This window comes from Microbacterium ginsengiterrae, from assembly GCF_014205075.1.
GTDB lineage: Bacteria > Actinomycetota > Actinomycetes > Actinomycetales > Microbacteriaceae > Microbacterium > Microbacterium ginsengiterrae.
On record NZ_JACHMU010000001.1, the window covers coordinates 58,503 to 76,501 of the forward strand.

Genomic DNA, 17,999 nt, shown 5'->3' on the forward strand with positions numbered 1-17,999 from the left:
CTGAACGCATGAGCGACAAGCTGATGCTGCTGGACACCGCGTCTCTGTACTTCCGCGCCTTCTACGGCATCCCTGACAAGGTGAAGGCAGCGGACGGCACGTCGGTCAACGCGACCCGCGGCCTGCTCGACATCATCGCGAAGCTCGTCAGCCTGTACGACCCCTCGCACATCGTCGCCTGCTGGGACGACGACTGGCGGCCGCAGTGGCGGGTCGACCTCATCCCGAGTTACAAGACGCACCGGGTCGTCGAAGTCGTCTCCACCGGTCCGGACGTCGAGGAGGTGCCCGACCCTCTCGAGGCGCAGCTCCCCCTCATCCGCGAGGCACTCACCACCCTCGGCATCCCGATCATCGGTGCCGCCGAGCACGAGGCGGACGACGTGATCGGCACGCTGGCCACCCGTGCCACCGGGCCCATCGACATCGTCACCGGCGACCGAGACCTCTTCCAGCTCGTCGACGACGACCGCGGCATCCGCGTCGTCTACACCGCACGAGGGATGAGCAACCTCGAGATCGTCACCGATGAGACCGTCGTCGCGAAGTACGGCGTCCTCCCGTCTCAATACGCGGACTTCGCGACCATGCGCGGCGACACCTCGGACGGACTCCCCGGCGTCGCGGGCGTCGGAGAGAAGACGGCCGCCACCCTGCTGAAGGCGCACGGCGACCTCGACGGCATCCGCGCGGCCGCCGCCGCAGGAGAAGGGATGAGCACCGGCGTGCGCGCGAAGATCGCCGCAGCCTCGGACTACCTCGATGTCGCACCGACCGTCGTCGAGGTCGCGCGAGACCTCGACATCGAAGCCCCGACGGTGCCGACCCGCCCGCTCGACCCCGCCATGGCGGACGCGGCACGCGACCTCGCCGCCCGGTGGAACCTCGGCTCGTCGATGGATCGGGCGATCGCGGCGCTCTCCGACTGACCGGCGAGGTCAGCTCGTTCCGGTCAGTCCGCCCACGCCCGAAGCCGCTCCAGGCCCCACGTCGTGACGATCCGCTCCGCAGGAACCCCCGCCTTCTCGGCGCGCTCGGCTCCGTAGTCGAGCAGCGAGAGCTGACCGGGAGCGTGCGCATCCGAGTCGATGGAGAACAGGCAGCCGGCCTCGAGTGCGACGGCGATGAGCTCATCGGGCGGATCCTGCCGCTCGGGGCGAGCGTTGATCTCGACCGCGACACCGTTGTCCGCGCAGGCGTCGAACACCGCGCGGGCGTCGAATTCCGATTCCGGGCGCGTCCCGCGTTCGCCCTGCACAAGACGGCCAGTGCAGTGCCCCAGCACGTTCACGTGCGGCTGGGCCACCGCCGCCAGCATCCGTTTCGTCATGTCGCGGGACTCCATGCGCAGCTTCGAGTGCACGGATGCCACGACCACGTCCAGTTCGGCGAGGAGCTCTGGCTCCTGGTCGAGCGCCCCATCGTCGAGGATGTCCACTTCGATCCCCGTGAGCAGGGTGAGCCCGCGCCCCGATGCGCGACGGACCTCAGGAAGCTGAGCGCGCAGCCGATCCGCCGACAACCCGCGAGCGACCCGCAGCCGCGGGGAATGATCGGTGATCGCAAGGTACTCGTGCCCGAGGGCCCTGGCCGCATCCGCCATCACATCGATCGGCGTCGTGCCGTCCGACCACTCGGTGTGCGCATGCAGGTCGCCCCGCAGCTTCGCGCGCAGAGCCGACGTGCGTTCGGGTTCCACTTCGCCGCGCAGATCCACCAGGTAGTCGGGCACCGCGCCCGCCAGTGCCTGCTGGATGACGGCGAACGTCGACGCTCCGATCCCCTTCGTCTCGCGTAGTCGCGACGGGTCGTTCACGACATCTGCGGGCAGAGCCTTCAGGGTCGCAGCCGCTTGGCGGAACGCCTTGGCGCGGTACCGCGATGCGCGCTCACGCTCGAGAAGTGTGGCGATCTCGAGCAGCGCGTCGATCGGGTCCATGTCAGCTCACGCCGTGGCGAGTTCCTTGGTCGCCGCGATCCAGTCCTCGAGCTTCGCCGCCGCTCTCCCGTCGTCGATCGCAGCCTCTGCGCGCTCGTATCCTTCCTTGAGCCGTTCGAGGATGGGGCGGGTCGCCTGGGTCGCGTCCTTCGAGAGCTCGAACGCCACGATCCCGGCCGCCGCGTTGAGCAGCACGATGTCGCGCACCGCCCCCTTCGTGCCGGTGAGGGTGTCGCGCAGCACTCCGGCGTTGTGATCGGGCGTTCCACCGATCAGGTCGGCGAGATCCGCCGTGGGGATCCCGAGATCCCTCGGATCGAGGTCGTGCTCGTGGACGTCGCCGCGGTAGACCTCCCAGATGCGGCTGTGACCGGTCGTCGTCAATTCGTCCAGACCGTCGTCGCCACGGAACACCAGCGCGGTCGCACCGCGTGTGCGGAAGACACCCGTGATCAGCGGCACGCGCTCCAGCTGTGCGACACCGACCGCGTTCGCCTCGGCTCGGGCCGGATTGCACAGGGGCCCCAGCATGTTGAACACCGTCGGGACGCCGAGCTCGCTGCGGGCGGCGCCGGCGTGCTTGAAGCCGGGATGGAAGGCCGCCGCCCAGGCGAACGTGATGCCCGTGCGGTCGAGGACCGCCGCGACGTCCGCGGGAGAGAGCGAGATCTCGAGGCCGAGCGCCCCGAGCACATCAGAAGAGCCGGACGCGGAACTGGCCGCACGGTTGCCGTGCTTGACCACCGGGATCCCAGTGGCGCCGATGATGATCGCCGCCGTCGTCGACACGTTGACGGTGCCGACGCGGTCGCCGCCGGTGCCGACGATGTCGAGCACGTCCGGCGACACGGGCAGCGGAACGGCGGACTCGAGGATCGCGTCGCGGAATCCGACGATCTCGTCGATCGTCTCCCCCTTGGCGCGCAGGGCGACGAGGAACCCGGCGATCTGCGCGTCGGAGACCTTGCCCTGCATGATCTGCCGCATCGCCCAGGTCGACTCCCACACACTGAGATCGTGCCGCTCCAGCAGCTGCGCGAGAACATCGGGCCAGGTGAGGGAATCCATGATTGCGATCATATCTGCGAGAACAGGTCGGACATTCGGATGCCGGATCGTGCCCCTTCCTTGATTTCCCGTGCATTCACCGGACATTCGCAGTGTTTTCTTAGGGTCTCCTAAGTCTCAGGAAGGCGAATCGGGGGCCCATGGTGCAAGAATCACGCTCGCGGATCGGCCATAATGGAGGGGTGACCACCTCAGCGACCTATGCCCCGGCGGCAAGAACGATCAAGCGCCCGAATCCGGTAGCTGTCGGCACCATCGTGTGGCTCGGCAGCGAAGTGATGTTCTTCGCGGGACTGTTCGCGATCTACTTCACGCTGCGCAGCACGTCCCCCGAGCTCTGGGCGGCCAGCACCGAGCTGCTGAACGTTCCGTTCGCCGCCGTCAACACGGCCATCCTGGTGTTCTCCTCCGTGACCTGCCAGATGGGTGTGTTCGCGGCTGAGGACCTCCAGGCCTACCGCATCAAGAAGGGGCAGCTCAACGGCGCAGGTCGCCGTCGCCTCTTCGGCTGGGGAATGGTCGAGTGGTTCTGGGTCACCTTCGCGCTGGGCGCGATCTTCGTCTCCGGCCAGGTCTGGGAGTACGCCCAGCTGGTCGCCGAGGGAATGCCGATCCAGGCTGACGCCTACGCATCGGCGTTCTACCTCACCACGGGCTTCCACGCCCTCCACGTCACCGGCGGACTCATCGCGTTCCTGCTCGTCATCGGACGCGCGTTCGCAGTGAAGAACTTCGCACACAAGGAGGCGACCTCCTCGATCGTCGTGTCGTACTACTGGCACTTCGTCGACGTCGTCTGGATCGTGCTGTTCTTCGTCATCTACTTCCTGAAATAAGAGCGGAGCTGACCTGCGAAATGGCACGAGAGAAGAAGCGTCGCTCGAACGGACGCCGTAGCCCCCTGGCCGCTGCGGCTCTCATCGGAGCGGGACTCCTGATCACCGGAGGCATCTACGCCGGTGCATCCGCCGCGATGGCGGCGAACGACACCCAGACGACAGCGCAGACGCAGCTGACGGTCGAGGACGGCGAGAAGCTGTTCCAGGCGAACTGCGCGACCTGCCACGGCCTCGACCTCCAGGGCACCGACGCCGGCCCCAGCCTGTACGGCGTGGGCGAGCTCGCGGTCGAGTTCCAGGTCGCGACCGGACGCATGCCGCTGCAGATGCAGGGCCCCCAGGCTCCGCAGAAGCCGGTGCAGTTCACGCAGGACCAGATCGAGGCCATGGCCGCGTACGTCCAGGACAGCGCCCCCGGCCCGAGCTACCCCGCCGCCGAGATCCTCGACGGCGAAGGCGACGTCGCGCACGGCGCCGAGCTGTTCCGCATCAACTGCGCGATGTGCCACAACGTCGCCGCAGCAGGTGGAGCGCTCACCGAGGGCAAGTGGGCACCGCCGCTGACGACCACCAGCGCACTGCACATCTACGCCGCCATGGTCACCGGCCCGCAGAACATGCCCGTGTTCGGCGACATGAACCTGTCCGACGAGGACAAGCGCGACATCATCTCCGCCCTGCTGTTCCAGCAGGAGGAGGTCCAGGTCGGCGGCTTCACGCTCGGATCTCTCGGACCGGTGTCCGAGGGCCTGTTCATCTGGATCTTCGGCATCGGCGCCCTCATCGGCGCAACCGTGTGGATCACGGCGAAGTCCAACTGACGCATATTCACGAAGAGGAACGTACGAGGAGCACCATGGCACACGACGACGACTCACAGGCCCTTGATCGGGCCTACCAGCCCTCCCCCGGGCTGGGTGTCGCAGTCAGCGATCCCGTGCAGAACCCCGGCCTGCCGCCGCACCGAGAGCGGATGACGGACAAGGATCCGAAGGCTGAGAAGCGCGCTGCCCGCACGGTCTACACGCTGTTCTACCTGTCGCTCGCCGGCAGCATCTGGGCCGTCGCGGCGTACATGCTGTTCCCGATCGAAGACGGGTCGCTGGCGGCAGTCCGCAACAACAACCTCTTCATCGGTCTCGGCATCGCCCTGGCGCTGCTGTCGATCGGTGTGGGAGCGATCCACTGGTCCAAGGCGCTCATGAGCGACAAGGAGCACATCGAGCACCGGCACCCGACCCGCGGCAAGGACTCGACTCGCGAAGCCGCCATCCAGGCGTTCGCCGACGCGAACGAGGAGTCCGGTTTCGGTCGCCGTACGATGATCCGCAACTCGCTGATCGCTGCGATCGTGGCATCCATCGTCCCCGGCGTCGCACTGTTCCGCGGCCTCGCGCCGCACAGCACGCCGGACGACCCCACGGCAGGCGACCCGGTCGCTCTCCTCAAGCACACGATGTGGGCTGAGGGACAGCGTCTCGTCCGCGACCCGGACGGCACCCCGATCCGTGCTGCCGACGTCACCCTCGGCTCCGCCTTCCACGTCATCCCCGAGGACCTCGCAAGCCTCTCGCACCACGACGGCTACCTCGAGGAGAAGGCCAAGGCCATCGTCCTCATGATGCGTCTCCGCCCCGAGCAGCTGATCGAGGCCGAGGACCGCAAGGACTGGTCGTACGACGGGATCGTCGCCTATTCCAAGGTGTGCACGCACGTCGGATGCCCTGTCGCCCTGTACGAGCAGCAGACGCACCACCTGCTGTGCCCCTGCCATCAGTCGCAGTTCGACGTGACCGACCACGCCAAGGTCATCTTCGGCCCGGCCGCACGTCCCCTGCCGCAGCTGCCGATCACCGTCGACGCCGAGGGCTACCTCGTCGCACGCAGCGACTTCACCGAGCCTGTCGGCCCGAGCTTCTGGGAGCGCCATTGAGCACCGCAACGCTGTCCAAAGAGGACAAGGACAACAAGGCGCCCCTCGGCGGCCGCTTCGTCGGCGCCGCGTCGAACTACATCGACGAGCGCACCAGCCTGTCGGGCTTCGTCAAGGAGCTCGGACGCAAGATCTTCCCTGACCACTGGTCGTTCATGCTCGGCGAGATCGCTCTGTGGAGCTTCGTCGTCGTGTTCATCTCCGGCTCGTTCCTGACGTTCTTCTTCCAGGCGTCGATGGTCGAGACCCACTACACCGGCGCCTACGCGCCGATGCGTGGAATCGAGATGTCCGCGGCCCTCGAGTCGACCCTGCGCATCTCGTTCGACCTGCGCGGCGGTCTGCTCGTCCGTCAGATCCACCACTGGGCTGCTCTGGTGTTCGTCGCCGGTATCGGTGTGCACATGCTGCGCATCTTCTTCACCGGTGCGTTCCGCAAGCCGCGCGAGCTCAACTGGGTGATCGGCTTCGTGCTCTTCATCCTCGCGATGGCAGAGGGCTTCACCGGCTACTCGCTGCCCGACGATCTGCTCTCCGGCAACGGTCTCCGCATCATCGACGGCATGATCAAGGGCCTCCCCCTCATCGGCACGTGGACCTCGTTCCTGCTCTTCGGCGGCGAGTTCCCCGGAACCGACATCGTCGGACGCCTGTACACGCTGCACATCCTGCTGCTTCCGCTGCTGGTGATCGGCCTCATCGCCGTGCACCTCATGCTGATGATCGTGAACAAGCACACCCAGTTCGCCGGCCCCGGCCGCACGAACGACAACGTCGTCGGCTACCCGATGATGCCGGTCTACATGTCGAAGATGGGCGGATTCCTGTTCATCGTCTTCGGCGCGATCGTCCTCATCGCGACCTTCTTCCAGATCAACCCGGTCTGGAACTACGGTCCGTACGACCCGTCCCCCGTGTCCGCAGGTACCCAGCCCGACTGGTACATCGGCTTCGCGGACGGCGCCCTGCGTCTCGCACCGTCGAACTGGGACATCGTGTTCCTCGACCACACCTGGTCGTTCGGCATCCTGGTCCCGGTGGCCGTGCTCGGTCTGTTCATCGTCCTCGTCGCGATCTACCCCTTCATCGAGGCGTGGATCACCGGCGACAAGCGCGAGCACCACATCGCCGAGCGTCCTCGTAACGCAGCCACCCGCACCGCGATCGGCGTCGCCGGCGTCATCTTCTACGCGGTCATGTGGGCGGCGGCATCCTCCGACCTCATGGCGACGCACTTCCACCTCACGATGGAAGGTGTCATCCACACGCTGCAGGCCCTGCTGTTCCTCGGTCCGATCCTCGGTTACTTCGTGACCAAGCGCATCTGCCTCGCTCTGCAGAAGAAGGACCGCGAGATCGTCCTGCACGGCTACGAGTCGGGACGCATCGTGCGCCTTCCCGGTGGCGAGTTCATCGAGGTCCACCAGCCGGTCGATCAGTACGACCGTTGGAAGCTCATCGACGTCGAGAACTACGAGCCCCTCGTGGTGCGCCCCAACGACAAGGGCCGCATCCCGTGGACGGAGAACCTGCGTTCCTCGCTGTCCCGCTGGTTCTACGAGGACCGCCTCGCTCCCCTGACGCAGGCGGAGGTGGCTGCCGCTGATGCACACCAGCACCACGTCACGGCCGACATGGACGAGGCTGAGGCCGCGGAGATCCAGGGCGCGCACGAGCGTGCCGGGGTCCCCGACGCACCGCTGACGCCGAACCCGGAGACGCACGTCCCCGAAACAGCGAACACCCCCAGCACGGTGCTCGCCACCGAGCCGGCGGAAGATGTCCGCGAGAACCGGACGACAGCCGCCACGGACGACAAGGACGAAGAGGACGGGAAGTAACCCGCTCCTTCCCTGAGGAAGGCCCCGATGCACTCGCATCGGGGCCTTCCTCGTTCTGCGTGCACTCCCCCGGTCATAGTCGGTGGCATACGCGCCGGACGCTCTAGTCTGGGGCCATGATCGATCGCGCAGAGTTCTTCGCCGCCAAGCTGGCGTACGAGACCGACCCCAGCGACCTGTACGCCCGTCAGAAGGCCGGAGAAGCCGTCACCGTCGTCGATGTCCGCTCGGACGAGGCATGGGCGCAGGGACGCGTCGCCGGGGCCGTACACATGCACTACTCGGAGATTCCCACCCGTGCGCCGGCCGAGATCCCTCGCGACGTCGACGTCGTCGTGTACTGCTGGAGTCCTGGATGCAACGCCGGCGCCAAGGCTGCGCTGGAGTTCGCCACGCTCGGCTATCAGGTGCGCGAGATGATCGGCGGCTTCGAGTACTGGGTGCGCGAGGGCTACCCGGTCGAGGACCGCGACGGCGTGCACCGGCGCCCGATCGATCCCCTCACCGGTGTCCCCCGCGTCCGCACACGTGTCTGACGACGGTGCGCCGCAGCACCCTTTCACGATCCGCTCCGCGCCCACGAGCGAGCGAGCGACACACGCTCGTCGGCCACCACGCCCGCCACGGCACGATCGGTTTCGCCCAGGTGATCACGGACGTCGAGAACCCCCATCTGGAACGGTCTCGGTGCTCCCGGCACACGGCAGACACGGACGAGCCGAGGAACGGCCGGCCGATGAGGACCACGGCTGCAGATGACGGCAGAACTCGACTGACCCCGCTCGCGGGAAAGAGAAAGGGCCGCCGGACGAATCCGGCGGCCCTTTCTCAGTTGCAGATCAGCGTGCGAAGTTTCCGCGGTAGTACTCGTAGACCCAGCCCACGATCGCGACGGCGAAGATCGCCACACCGATGGGGAGGAGGAACGTGCCGACGGCCATACCGACGAGGAAGACACCGGCGGATGCCGCGAGGACCAGCGGCCACCAGGACCACGGGCTGAACTCACCGAGCTCGGGATCTCCGTCGTCAATGTCCGAGGTCAAGATGTCCTCGGGCAGCTCGCCACCCTGCGCCTTGTGCGTGCGCTGCAGGTAGACGGCGATCATCGCAGACATGAAGGCGCCGAAGAACAGCGCGACCGTGCCTACCCACTCGACTCGCATCGCTCCGACGAGATCGGGGTACGCGATGATGTGCCAGACGGTGTAGGTGGCGCCGACCAGGGCGAAGAAGACGGCGAGGAGCCACCACAGGATTACGTTCGAACGCATGGCTTACTTGCCCTCTCCGCTCTCAGACGGGGCATCGGACACGGAGACACCGACGGGGTGCTCTGCGGCCTCGGGGTGGTTCAGGTCGAATGCGGGCCGCTCGCTGCGGATGCGCGGGATCGACGTGAAGTTGTGGCGAGGCGGCGGGCAGCTGGTCGCCCACTCGAGCGACGCGCCGTAACCCCACGGGTCGTTGACGGTGACCTTCGGTGCCTTGCGCGCCGTGATCCACACGTTCAGGAAGAACGGCAGCATCGACGCACCGAGGATGACCGCACCGATCGTGGACACCTGGTTGCCCCAGGTCCAGCCGTCCGCTTCCGAGTAGTCGGCGTAGCGACGGACCATGCCGTCGACACCCAGCCAGTGCTGGATGAGGAACGTCATGTGGAAGCCGATGAAGAGCATCCAGAAGTGCACGTAGCCGAGGCGCTCGTTGAGCATGCGGCCGGTCCACTTGGGCCACCAGAAGTAGAACCCGGCGAACATCGCGAACACGACGGTACCGAACACGACGTAGTGGAAGTGCGCCACGACGAAGTACGAGTCGCTGAGGTGGAAGTCGAGCGGAGGCGACGCGAGGATGACACCGGTCAGACCGCCGAAGACGAACGACACGAGGAAGCCGAGCGAGAACACCATCGGGGTCTCGAACGTGACCGAGCCTCGCCAGAGCGTACCGATCCAGTTGAAGATCTTCACACCCGTCGGCACCGCGATCAGCATGGTCATGAGCGCGAAGAACGGCAGCAGCACCGAGCCGGTGACGTACATGTGGTGCGCCCAGACGGCCACGGACAGCGCCGCGATCGCGATGGTCGCGTAGACGAGCGTCTTGTATCCGAAGATCGGCTTGCGGCTGAACACCGGGAAGATCTCGGAGACGATGCCGAAGAACGGCAGCGCGATGATGTAGACCTCGGGGTGTCCGAAGAACCAGAACAGGTGCTGCCAGAGCAGGACACCGCCGTTGGCCGGGTCGTAGACGTGCGCACCGAGGATGCGGTCGGCGGCGGCGGCGAAGATCGCCGCGGCGAGGACCGGGAACGCCATGAGGATCAGAAGGCTCGTGATGAGCGTGTTCCACGAGAAGATCGGCATGCGCCACATCGTCATACCCGGCGCACGCATCGTGATGATCGTGGTGATGAAGTTCACCGCACCGAGGATCGTTCCGAAACCGGACATGCCGAGTCCGACCATCCAGAGGTTTCCGCCGGCACCGGGCGAGAAGGTCGCGTTGGCGAGCGGCTGGTAGGCGAACCATCCGAACGAGGCCGCACCCTGCGGGGTGAGGAATCCGGCGATCGCGATGATGGAGCCGAATCCGAAGAGCCAGAAGGCGAAGGCGTTCAGTCGCGGGAAGGCGACGTCCGGCGCACCGAGCTGAAGGGGCAGGATCGCGTTGGCGAAACCGGCGAACAGCGGGGTCGCGAACATCAGCAGCATGATCGTGCCGTGCATCGTGAACAGCTGGTTGTACTGCTCCTTCGTCGGGACGATCTGCATTCCCGGCGCGAACAACTCGGCGCGGATGACGAGAGCCATCACACCGCCGAGCAGGAAGAAGAGCACGGAGGTGATCAGGTACATGTACCCGATGGTCTTGTGGTCAGTGGACGTGATCCACTTGACGACGATGTTGCCCTTCTGCTCTGTGCGCGAGGAGCTCAGCAGAGCCGCCTGACGAGCGGGGATCGCGGTGGGGCGAGCTCCGGCGTCGTGGCTGGGGGCCTCAGTGGTGGTCGACATGAGGTGTTACTCTCCCTCTTCCTCGGAGTCCGTTCCCGGGGCACCCGTGCCCGGGAAGTTGCCGAGACGGTCATAGGCGTCGGCGATGTCGCCGGTGTTGCCCTCTTCGCGCAGTGCTTCGACGTAGTCGTCGTACTCGTCCTGCTCGACGACCTTCACGTTGAAGAGCATCATCGAGTGGTACTCACCGCAGAGCTCGGCGCACTTTCCGGCGTACTCGCCGACGCGCGTCGGGATGAAGGACCAGGAGTTGTCCTTCCCGATGTACATGTCCTTCTTGTAGAGGAAGTCGATGATCCAGAACGAGTGGATGACATCGCGCGACTGAAGGCTGATGTGCACCTTCTGGTCAACAGGGAGCACCAGCGTGGGGAGCTTCTCCTGGTCGACGTTGCCTTCCGCGTCGGGCTGCGCCTGGATACCCATGGTCCAGACGGCGTCGGACAGGTCGTCGTCCTCGCCGGCGTACATGAAGTCGAAGGCCCACTGCTTGCCGATCGCCGTGATCTCGACGTCTGCTTCATCGCCCCACTGCGTCTCGATCTCCGCCTGATCACGCGCCGTGAAGAAGAAGAAACCGAGGACCAGCACGAGCGGCACAGCCGTGTAGAAGATCTCGATGGGCATGTTGTAGCGCATCTGCACCGGCAGGCCGGTCTGGCCCTTGCGGCGACGGTAGGCGACAGCGGCCCACCCCATCAGCGCCCAGGTGATCACGCCGACGGCGAGAAGGACGATCCACGAGTTGACCCAGAGCGACGCGACACGGTCGGTCTGGTTCGTGGCGGCAGTGCCGTCTTCCACGAAGCCCGGGAGGAATCCGTGGAGCTCTGTGGGAGTGCATCCCGCCAGGGCCACAGCTGCCGCAATTCCCGCAGGAACTGCGACCCAACGAAGGCGGCGTTTCGAGGGCACGATACACCTTTCAAGATCGCGGACAGGGCGTATCCCAGTCTAGGGCAAGCTCACACCTGATTCATGCCAACCACGCAGGTCGGACACGGCTGATGCTCAGTGGAAGCTGTCGCCGCAGGCGCAGCTTCCCGCTGCGTTGGGGTTGTCGATGGTGAAGCCCTGCTCCGAGATCGTGTCCTTGAAATCGATGGCTGCGCCGTCGAGGTAGGGCACGCTCATGTTGTCGACGATGACCTCGACGCCGTCGAAGTCGACGGTCTCGTCACCGTCGAGGTAGCGCTCGTCGAAGTAGAGCTGGTAGATGAGGCCGGAGCATCCGCCCGGCTGCACTGCGACGCGCAGGCGAAGGTCGTCGCGGCCCTCCTGCTCGAGCAGGTTCTTCACCTTGGTGGCGGCGGCCTCAGTGAGGGTGACGCCGTGGGCGGCGGTGGTCTCGGGGGTGGTGATGGTGTCGCTCATGTCGCTCCTTCTCTCACGCCGCGCCGGAACGCAGCTGTCCTCTGGATTCTACCGCCGCAGCCTGCGTACGGGCCCGGATCAGTCGGTGGCGCCGTTCATCCGCGCCAGCATCAACGCCTCCGTCGCGATGGCGTGGCGGAAGGTGTCCAGGTGCAGCGACTCGTTGGGGCTGTGCGCGCGCGAGTGCGGATCCTCCACGCCGGTGACGAGGATCTGCGCCTCGGGGAACTCGCGCACGAGGTCCGCGATGAAGGGGATCGATCCGCCGACGCCGAGGTCGACGGGGTCGACGCCGTAGCCGTCGGCCATCGCGCCGCGCGCGAGCTGCACCGCCCAGCCGCTGGTGTCGACGAGGAATCCGTCGCCGAGGTCGACATCGGAGAACGTCAGCTCCGCGCCGAAGGGGGCGTGGGCGCGCAGATGCTGCTCGAGGGCGGCGTATGCGTCGGCTCCGCTCTGGCCTGGGGCGACGCGCGCGCTGATGACGACGGTCACTTCGGGGAGGAGCGTGTTGGATGCCGCCGCGACACTCGTCGCGTCGATGCCGATGACGGTGACGGCCGGCTTGTTCCAGATGCGGCTGAGGATGCTGTCCCGGCCGACCGGCGTCGTCCCTGGCAGCAGGCCCGCCTCATCGCGGAGCGTCTCTTCGGAGTACTCCGGCGTCGGCGCGTCGCGTTCGGTCAATCCGGCGACGGCGACGGCGCCGTCGCCGTCCCACAGCGTCGAGAGCAGACGGACGGTGGCCATCATGGCGTCGGGAACCGCACCGCCGAACATCCCGGAGTGGGAGGCATGGTCGAGGGTGCGAACCGTGAGCGTGAATCGGGCGTTCCCGCGCAGGGAGACGGTCAGACCGGGAGTCGTCGAATCCCAGTTGCCGGAGTCGGCCACCACGATCGCGTCCGCGCGCAGGGCGTCGGCGTTGTCGGAGAGGAACTGGGCGAACGAGCGAGAGCCGTACTCCTCCTCCCCCTCGATGAACATGGAGATGCCGAGATCGAGGTCGTCGCCCACGGCCTCCCGCACGGCACGCAGAGACGCGATGTGCGTCATGATGCCCGCCTTGTCGTCCGCCGCCCCACGGCCGTACAGGCGTCCGTCGCGCACCGTCGGCTCGAACGGAGGCGTCTCCCACAGTGCGTCGTCTCCCGGGGGCTGCACGTCGTGGTGCGCGTACAGGAGGATCGTCGGCTTGCCGTTGCATGCCGCCCTGGTGGCGAGCACGGCCGGCTGTCCGAACTCGTCCGTCCCCGGCACCGCCGCGCGCAGCACACGCACCTCATCGAAGACGCCGGTGTCCTCGGCGAGCTGAGCGACGCGCTCCGCACTGCGCTGGAGCTGGGACTGGTCGAAAGCGGGCCAGGCCATGCCGGGGATCCGGACCAGGTCGCCGAGATCGGCGAGGGCCTTCGGGATGCCGGTGGCCACCGCCTCGGTGACGGCGGATTCGACGGCGGGGTCTGCGGTGGGCGGCACGGAGGTCATGCGAGTAATCTTAAGGCTTCACCCCGAATCACCATCTGAGGAGACCCGTGGCCGCTACCACCCCATCGACGAACGACGAGTCCGCCGAGACGCCGGTCGTCGGCAAGGGACGGCCAACGCCGAGCCGTGCAGAGCGGGAGGCGGCACGTCGCCGTCCGCTCGTGGCCAACACCAAGGAGGCGAAGGCCGCCGCACGCGCACAGCTCCGTGAGCAGCGCGAGCGCGCGCAGGCCGGGATGGCCGCGGGAGAGGACAAGTACCTTCCCGCGCGGGACAAGGGTCCTCAGCGGCGGTGGGTGCGCGACTACGTCGACGCCGGCTGGCACGTCTCCGAGTGGGTCATGGCCCTCATGGTCGTCGTCATCCTCGTGTCACTTGTGCCGAACGCGATGTTCTCGTTCTATGCGTTCATCGGACTCTGGGGGTTCATCCTCGTCGCCGTGCTCGACATGATCCTGCTCGCCGGCCGCGTGAAGCGGAAGGCCGCCGCGAAGTTCGGCAAGGAGCGCATGGAGAAGGGTCTCGGCTGGTACGCCGCTATGCGTTCGCTGCAGATGCGCTTCATGCGTCTGCCGAAGCCGCAGGTCAAGCGCGGGCAGTACCCGGCCTGACCGTCCGCCCTCCGGGGCTCAGCGACGCCGAAGACCGCGGTCGATCTGGCGCGCCCACAGCGGCCCGCGGTACAGGAACGCGGTGTACCCCTGGACGAGCGTGGCTCCGGCATCCAGACGTTCCTGAACGTCCTTCGCTGTCTCCACTCCCCCGACGGAGATCACGCAGAAATCGGCCGGCACGGCCTCTCGCACGACCTTGAGGACCTCCATCGACCGCTCACGCAGCGGCGCACCGGAGAGCCCACCGGCGCCGGCGGCCTCCACCGTCGCGGCATCCGTCTGCAGGCCGTCTCTGCTGATCGTCGTGTTGTGCGCGATGATCCCGTCCAGGCCTTCGGCGACCGCCAACTGTGCGATGGCCGTGATCTCCTCATCCGGCAGGTCGGGGGCGATCTTGACGAGCAGCGGCGTGGCACCGGCAGCGGTCTTGACGGCGCGCAGCAGCGGAGCAAGGGTCCCGACGGCCTGCAGACCGCGGAGCCCCGGAGTGTTCGGGGACGAGACGTTCACCGCGAGGTAGTCGGCGAGCGGTGCCAGCGTCGTGGCGCTCGCGACGTAATCGGCTGTCGCGTCCTCGACGGCGACGACCCGGCTCTTGCCGATGTTCACGCCGATGACGGTCTTCGGCCGCCGCCGCCGCCGCAGGGAGGCGAGGCGCTTGGCTGCAGCATCCGCTCCGGCGTTGTTGAAGCCCATGCGGTTGATGACGGCGCGATCGGCCACGAGACGGAACAGGCGCGGCTTGGGATTGCCCTCCTGCGGCACCGCGGTGACGGTGCCGACCTCGACGTGGCCGAAGCCGAGCGCTGCGAGGCCGCGGACGCCGACGGCGTTCTTGTCGAAGCCTGCCGCGACGCCGAACGGCGTGTCGAAGGTGAGGCCGAGGGCGTTGACCTGTCGATCCGCCCGCGGTGCGCACAGCGCTCGCGTCACCCAGGCGAACGGCGGCACACCGAGGACTCGGATGACCGCCATGCCGGCGTGGTGCGCGAACTCAGGATCGAAGCGCGACAGGACGGCGCGGAAGAGGAAGGGATACATCCCTGCCAGATTACCGCTCGGCCGGTGCCGTCTCCGACTCGGCGTGGTCGGCCCGCAGGTCCGTGATCGCGCTCTCGAAGTCCTCCAGCGAGTCGAACGCCTGGTAGACGCTCGCGAAGCGCAGGTAGGCGACCTCGTCGAGCTCGCGCAGCGGTCCGAGGATAGCCAGGCCGATCTCATTGGCATCGAGCTGCGAGACGCCGGTCTGCCGCACGGCCTCCTCGACGCGTTGGGCGAGGATCGCGAGGTCGGCCTCGGTGACCGGACGCCCCTGACAGGCCTTGCGAACGCCCGCGATCACCTTCTCGCGACTGAACGGCTCCATCACTCCGGAACGCTTGATCACGTTGAGGCTGGCGGTCTCGGTGGTGGTGAACCGTCCGCCGCACTCGGGACACTGCCGGCGACGGCGGATCGAGAGCCCGTCGTCGCTGGTGCGGGAGTCGATCACACGGGAATCGGGGTGACGGCAGAACGGGCAGTGCATGGTGTTAGAGCGTAGCCGTTCCCTGAGCGTCTTCCTGGAAGCGCGCCTCGACGGCCTCTCCGTGCGCGGGGAGGACCTCCACGTTCGACAGCGCCACGATCCCTTCCCTGACCGCAGCAAGGGCCGCGTGGTCGTACGAGATCACCTGCTGGGGCCTCAGGTACGTGTAGGCGCCGAGCCCCGGTGCGTAACGGGCCTGCCCGCCGGTGGGCAGCACGTGGTTACTGCCCGCCATGTAGTCGCCGAGGCTCACGGGGGTCTGCTCACCGACGAAGATCGCGCCGGCACTGGTGAAGGCGGCCGCCGCCTCCTGCGCGTCCTCGAGGTGCAGTTCGAGGTGCTCCGGCGCGTAGGCGTTGCTGAACGCCGCCGCCATCGCACGGTCGTCGACGAGGACGATCGCCGACTGCGGACCGGACAGGGCGACGCCGATGCGCTCACGGTGCAGGGACGTCTCCGCGCGGGCGGAGACCTCGACCGCGACACGCTGAGCGAGATCGGCATCGTCGGTGACGAGGACTGCGGAGGCCTGTTCGTCGTGCTCGGCCTGGCTGACGAGATCGGCGGCGACGAGACGCGCATTCGCAGAGGAGTCGGCGACGATGAGGATCTCGGTCGCTCCGGCCTCGGAGTCGGTCCCGACCACGCCGGCGACAGCACGCTTGGCGGATGCGACATAGTTGTTCCCCGGACCGGAGATGACATCCACCGGGTCGAGGTCCAGATCCGACACACCCCAGGCGAAGGCGCCGATCGCGCCGGCTCCACCCATGGCGTAGATCTCGGTGATGCCGAGCAGTCCGGCCGCCGCGAGGATGACCGGGTGGACCCGGCCGCCCTGGTCGGCCTGCGGAGGCGAGGCGAGGGCGATCTCGGTGACTCCGGCCACCTGCGCCGGGACGACGTTCATGATCACGCTCGACGGATACACCGCCTTGCCGCCGGGGATGTACACCCCGACACGGTTCACCGGCTGCCAGCGCTGCGTGATGAGCGCCCCGTCTCCGATCTGCGTGACACGGGTCTCAGGGACCTGGGCGGCCGAGGCCTGACGGACGCGACGGATCGCCTCCTCGAGTGCCGTCCGGATCTGCGGGGTGAGCGCGGCGAGGGCCTCGGCGATGTGCGCCTCGGGCACCCGGATGTCGTGACCGGTGACGCGGTCGAATCTCTCGGCCTGGTCGCGCAGCGCCGCTTCTCCCCCGGTGCGCACGTCGTCGACGATGCGGGCGGCGGTCTCCAGGGCCTCGGCCCGTGCCTGTGCGGCGCGGGGTACGGCGGCGAGCATGTCCGCCGGCGAGAGCCGTCGCCCTCGCAGATCGATCGTGCGCATTTCAGCCTCTCGTGAGGTCGGCGATGTCGTGCAGGTATCCGATGCGCCCGTCGTCGTGGCGCACCACGTAGGCACCCCCGCGGTCCTCGAGCACGAGAGCCCATGCGTCGGGGCCGATCCGGAACAGCGGTGCTCCCTGCTCGTCGAAGACGTCTCTCTCGGTCGGAGCCAACACCCAGAACGGCTGCGCCGCGGCATCCTGCGGAGTGCGGGCGTACCCGGGGACGTAGTCCTCGTCGAGCTCGGGCGCCGTTCCCAGCGCCCCGTCCGAGGCGTGCGACGTCAGCGGCACGCTGTCGCCGAGCCCGAGCTGCTCGATCGTCTCGTGAGTCGTGTCGTCCACCGCGGTCTCATCGCGGGGCTCATCGACGATGACCTCGGTCACGTGGGTCTCGTCGGAAGCGACGGGTGCCGTCGCGGCCGGGGCCGTGGACTCCTCGCGCGGCGCCTGCGGGCGGGCGATGACAGGGCGGACGGGATTCGCGTTGCGGTGCGCCAGCGTCACCAGACGGCCGCGGAAGTCCTCGCGCAGACCAGGGATGAACGGCGCGAACACCGAGAGCACGACGAGCACGAGAAGGGTCACGAGCTGGACCCACGGCACCCACACGAGCCCGGCCGCGCCGGCCAGCGACGTCGCGATGAGGAACGACCACACCGTCTGCACCCACCACAGCGCTGCGACCGAGAAAGCGACGGACGCGAACTGGTCGATGCCGAGGGACCCGAACCGGCGGATGCCGTCAGGCGAGAAACGACGCAGGACGAGGAGGAAGACCGCCAGCGTCGGGAGCCCGAGCGGGAGGAGCCAGGACACGCCCTGCACCCACAGCGACGGCGCCCACCCGACCGGGAAGAAGGAGGTGACGAACATGACCACCCACGCCGCGACGATGAGCAGTTCGCGAAGTGTCATCCCGGCGATTCCGTGCTGCGGAGCGACCTCTTCGACGTAGAGCACGCCCTCGTCTTCGGAAAAGAGTTCTTCTGGTGCGTCCGTACTCATGGGTCCCTAG

The 17,999-nt window shown here is 67.4% G+C and carries 18 protein-coding genes; 7 read left to right on the forward strand and 11 right to left on the reverse strand.

The genetic code is table 11. The features are described 5' to 3' along the window. The first annotated feature begins 8 nt into the window (after nt 1–8). Nucleotides 9–929, forward strand: a complete 921-nt coding sequence (locus HD600_RS00300; RefSeq protein ID WP_184280758.1) for a 5'-3' exonuclease — start codon at nt 9–11, stop codon at nt 927–929. A 23-nt stretch (nt 930–952) separates the two neighbouring features. On the opposite strand, the gene HD600_RS00305 is transcribed toward HD600_RS00300, so the two are convergent. Together HD600_RS00305 and trpD are read right to left on the reverse strand one after the other, a co-directional pair. Further along, nucleotides 953–1,939 carry a PHP domain-containing protein gene (locus HD600_RS00305; protein ID WP_184280760.1) on the reverse strand — a complete coding sequence of 329 codons (987 nt, stop codon included), beginning with the start codon at nt 1,937–1,939 and terminating at the stop codon, nt 953–955. Nucleotides 1,940–1,945: 6 nt separating this feature from the next. Further along, entirely contained in the window at nt 1,946–3,010 is a 1,065-nt protein-coding gene (trpD, locus tag HD600_RS00310; RefSeq protein ID WP_144797133.1) for an anthranilate phosphoribosyltransferase, read from the reverse strand. Between the two features lie 137 nt (nt 3,011–3,147). On the opposite strand from trpD, the gene ctaE reads away from it, so the two are divergent. The 5 genes from ctaE (at nt 3,148) to HD600_RS00335 (ending at nt 8,156) form a co-directional block, all read left to right on the forward strand. After that, nucleotides 3,148–3,843, forward strand: a complete 696-nt coding sequence (gene ctaE, locus HD600_RS00315; RefSeq protein WP_144796678.1) for an aa3-type cytochrome oxidase subunit III — start codon at nt 3,148–3,150, stop codon at nt 3,841–3,843. A 20-nt stretch (nt 3,844–3,863) separates the two neighbouring features. Then, nucleotides 3,864–4,667 (forward strand): cytochrome bc1 complex diheme cytochrome c subunit, encoded by an 804-nt coding sequence (qcrC, locus tag HD600_RS00320; protein WP_144796680.1) that lies wholly within the window; start codon nt 3,864–3,866, stop codon nt 4,665–4,667. A 35-nt stretch (nt 4,668–4,702) separates the two neighbouring features. Continuing rightward, on the forward strand, nt 4,703–5,779 hold the full coding sequence (gene qcrA, locus HD600_RS00325) for a cytochrome bc1 complex Rieske iron-sulfur subunit (protein WP_184280762.1): 1,077 nt from the start codon (nt 4,703–4,705) through the stop codon (nt 5,777–5,779). Beyond that, nucleotides 5,776–7,620, forward strand: coding sequence for a cytochrome bc1 complex cytochrome b subunit (gene qcrB, locus HD600_RS00330; protein ID WP_184280764.1), 1,845 nt, complete (start codon nt 5,776–5,778; stop codon nt 7,618–7,620). Before qcrA ends, qcrB begins: the two co-directional genes overlap by 4 nt. 116 nt (nt 7,621–7,736) lie before the next feature. Beyond that, nucleotides 7,737–8,156 (forward strand): rhodanese-like domain-containing protein, encoded by a 420-nt coding sequence (locus HD600_RS00335; protein WP_144796686.1) that lies wholly within the window; start codon nt 7,737–7,739, stop codon nt 8,154–8,156. A 303-nt stretch (nt 8,157–8,459) separates the two neighbouring features. Here the strand turns inward: HD600_RS00335 and HD600_RS00340 are convergent, their stop codons facing one another. The 5 genes from HD600_RS00340 to HD600_RS00360 all read right to left on the reverse strand — a co-directional run bounded on the left by HD600_RS00340 (nt 8,460) and on the right by HD600_RS00360 (nt 13,508). Next, on the reverse strand, nt 8,460–8,894 hold the full coding sequence (locus HD600_RS00340) for a cytochrome c oxidase subunit 4 (protein WP_144796687.1): 435 nt from the start codon (nt 8,892–8,894) through the stop codon (nt 8,460–8,462). Nucleotides 8,895–8,897: 3 nt separating this feature from the next. Continuing rightward, nucleotides 8,898–10,646, reverse strand: a complete 1,749-nt coding sequence (ctaD, locus tag HD600_RS00345) for an aa3-type cytochrome oxidase subunit I (RefSeq protein WP_144796689.1) — start codon at nt 10,644–10,646, stop codon at nt 8,898–8,900. Nucleotides 10,647–10,652: 6 nt separating this feature from the next. Further along, on the reverse strand, nt 10,653–11,561 hold the full coding sequence (gene ctaC, locus HD600_RS00350) for an aa3-type cytochrome oxidase subunit II (protein ID WP_184280766.1): 909 nt from the start codon (nt 11,559–11,561) through the stop codon (nt 10,653–10,655). Between the two features lie 96 nt (nt 11,562–11,657). Continuing rightward, nucleotides 11,658–12,020, reverse strand: a complete 363-nt coding sequence (erpA, locus tag HD600_RS00355) for an iron-sulfur cluster insertion protein ErpA (protein ID WP_184280768.1) — start codon at nt 12,018–12,020, stop codon at nt 11,658–11,660. A 78-nt stretch (nt 12,021–12,098) separates the two neighbouring features. Then, nucleotides 12,099–13,508 carry a dipeptidase gene (locus HD600_RS00360; protein ID WP_184280770.1) on the reverse strand — a complete coding sequence of 470 codons (1,410 nt, stop codon included), beginning with the start codon at nt 13,506–13,508 and terminating at the stop codon, nt 12,099–12,101. A gap of 47 nt (nt 13,509–13,555) precedes the next feature. On the opposite strand from HD600_RS00360, the gene HD600_RS00365 reads away from it, so the two are divergent. Further along, the gene (locus tag HD600_RS00365) at nt 13,556–14,119 is read left to right on the forward strand and encodes a DUF3043 domain-containing protein (protein ID WP_144796697.1); all 564 of its coding nucleotides are present in this window, start codon (nt 13,556–13,558) and stop codon (nt 14,117–14,119) included. Between the two features lie 18 nt (nt 14,120–14,137). Here HD600_RS00365 and HD600_RS00370 read toward each other — a convergent pair whose 3' ends face one another. The 4 genes from HD600_RS00370 to HD600_RS00385 are packed head-to-tail and all read right to left on the reverse strand — an operon-like array spanning nt 14,138 to nt 17,989. Continuing rightward, nucleotides 14,138–15,163 carry a quinone-dependent dihydroorotate dehydrogenase gene (locus HD600_RS00370; protein WP_184280773.1) on the reverse strand — a complete coding sequence of 342 codons (1,026 nt, stop codon included), beginning with the start codon at nt 15,161–15,163 and terminating at the stop codon, nt 14,138–14,140. A gap of 10 nt (nt 15,164–15,173) precedes the next feature. Beyond that, a complete protein-coding gene (nrdR, locus tag HD600_RS00375; protein WP_144796701.1) occupies nt 15,174–15,650 on the reverse strand; it encodes a transcriptional regulator NrdR in 477 nt (158 codons plus the stop codon). A 4-nt stretch (nt 15,651–15,654) separates the two neighbouring features. Continuing rightward, a complete protein-coding gene (hisD, locus tag HD600_RS00380) occupies nt 15,655–16,983 on the reverse strand; it encodes a histidinol dehydrogenase (protein ID WP_184280775.1) in 1,329 nt (442 codons plus the stop codon). A 1-nt stretch (nt 16,984) separates the two neighbouring features. Continuing rightward, complete coding sequence (locus HD600_RS00385) at nt 16,985–17,989, reverse strand: hypothetical protein (protein WP_144796705.1); 1,005 nt, start codon at nt 17,987–17,989, stop codon at nt 16,985–16,987. Between the last annotated feature and the right edge of the window lie 10 nt (nt 17,990–17,999).

Excerpts from the sequence above, each read along its gene's own strand:
- HD600_RS00300 (WP_184280758.1), top strand. The coding sequence starts at position 9 with ATGAGCGACAAGCTGATGCTGCTGGACACCGCGTCTCTGTACTTCCGC.
- HD600_RS00305 (WP_184280760.1), bottom strand. The coding sequence starts at position 1,939 with ATGGACCCGATCGACGCGCTGCTCGAGATCGCCACACTTCTCGAGCGT.
- ctaE (WP_144796678.1), top strand. The coding sequence starts at position 3,148 with ATGGTGCAAGAATCACGCTCGCGGATCGGCCATAATGGAGGGGTGACC.
- qcrC (WP_144796680.1), top strand. The coding sequence starts at position 3,864 with ATGGCACGAGAGAAGAAGCGTCGCTCGAACGGACGCCGTAGCCCCCTG.
- qcrA (WP_184280762.1), top strand. The coding sequence starts at position 4,703 with ATGGCACACGACGACGACTCACAGGCCCTTGATCGGGCCTACCAGCCC.
- HD600_RS00335 (WP_144796686.1), top strand. The coding sequence starts at position 7,737 with ATGATCGATCGCGCAGAGTTCTTCGCCGCCAAGCTGGCGTACGAGACC.
- HD600_RS00340 (WP_144796687.1), bottom strand. The coding sequence starts at position 8,894 with ATGCGTTCGAACGTAATCCTGTGGTGGCTCCTCGCCGTCTTCTTCGCC.
- ctaD (WP_144796689.1), bottom strand. The coding sequence starts at position 10,646 with ATGTCGACCACCACTGAGGCCCCCAGCCACGACGCCGGAGCTCGCCCC.
- erpA (WP_184280768.1), bottom strand. The coding sequence starts at position 12,020 with ATGAGCGACACCATCACCACCCCCGAGACCACCGCCGCCCACGGCGTC.
- HD600_RS00360 (WP_184280770.1), bottom strand. The coding sequence starts at position 13,508 with ATGACCTCCGTGCCGCCCACCGCAGACCCCGCCGTCGAATCCGCCGTC.
- HD600_RS00370 (WP_184280773.1), bottom strand. The coding sequence starts at position 15,163 with ATGTATCCCTTCCTCTTCCGCGCCGTCCTGTCGCGCTTCGATCCTGAG.
- nrdR (WP_144796701.1), bottom strand. The coding sequence starts at position 15,650 with ATGCACTGCCCGTTCTGCCGTCACCCCGATTCCCGTGTGATCGACTCC.
- hisD (WP_184280775.1), bottom strand. The coding sequence starts at position 16,983 with ATGCGCACGATCGATCTGCGAGGGCGACGGCTCTCGCCGGCGGACATG.
- HD600_RS00385 (WP_144796705.1), bottom strand. The coding sequence starts at position 17,989 with ATGAGTACGGACGCACCAGAAGAACTCTTTTCCGAAGACGAGGGCGTG.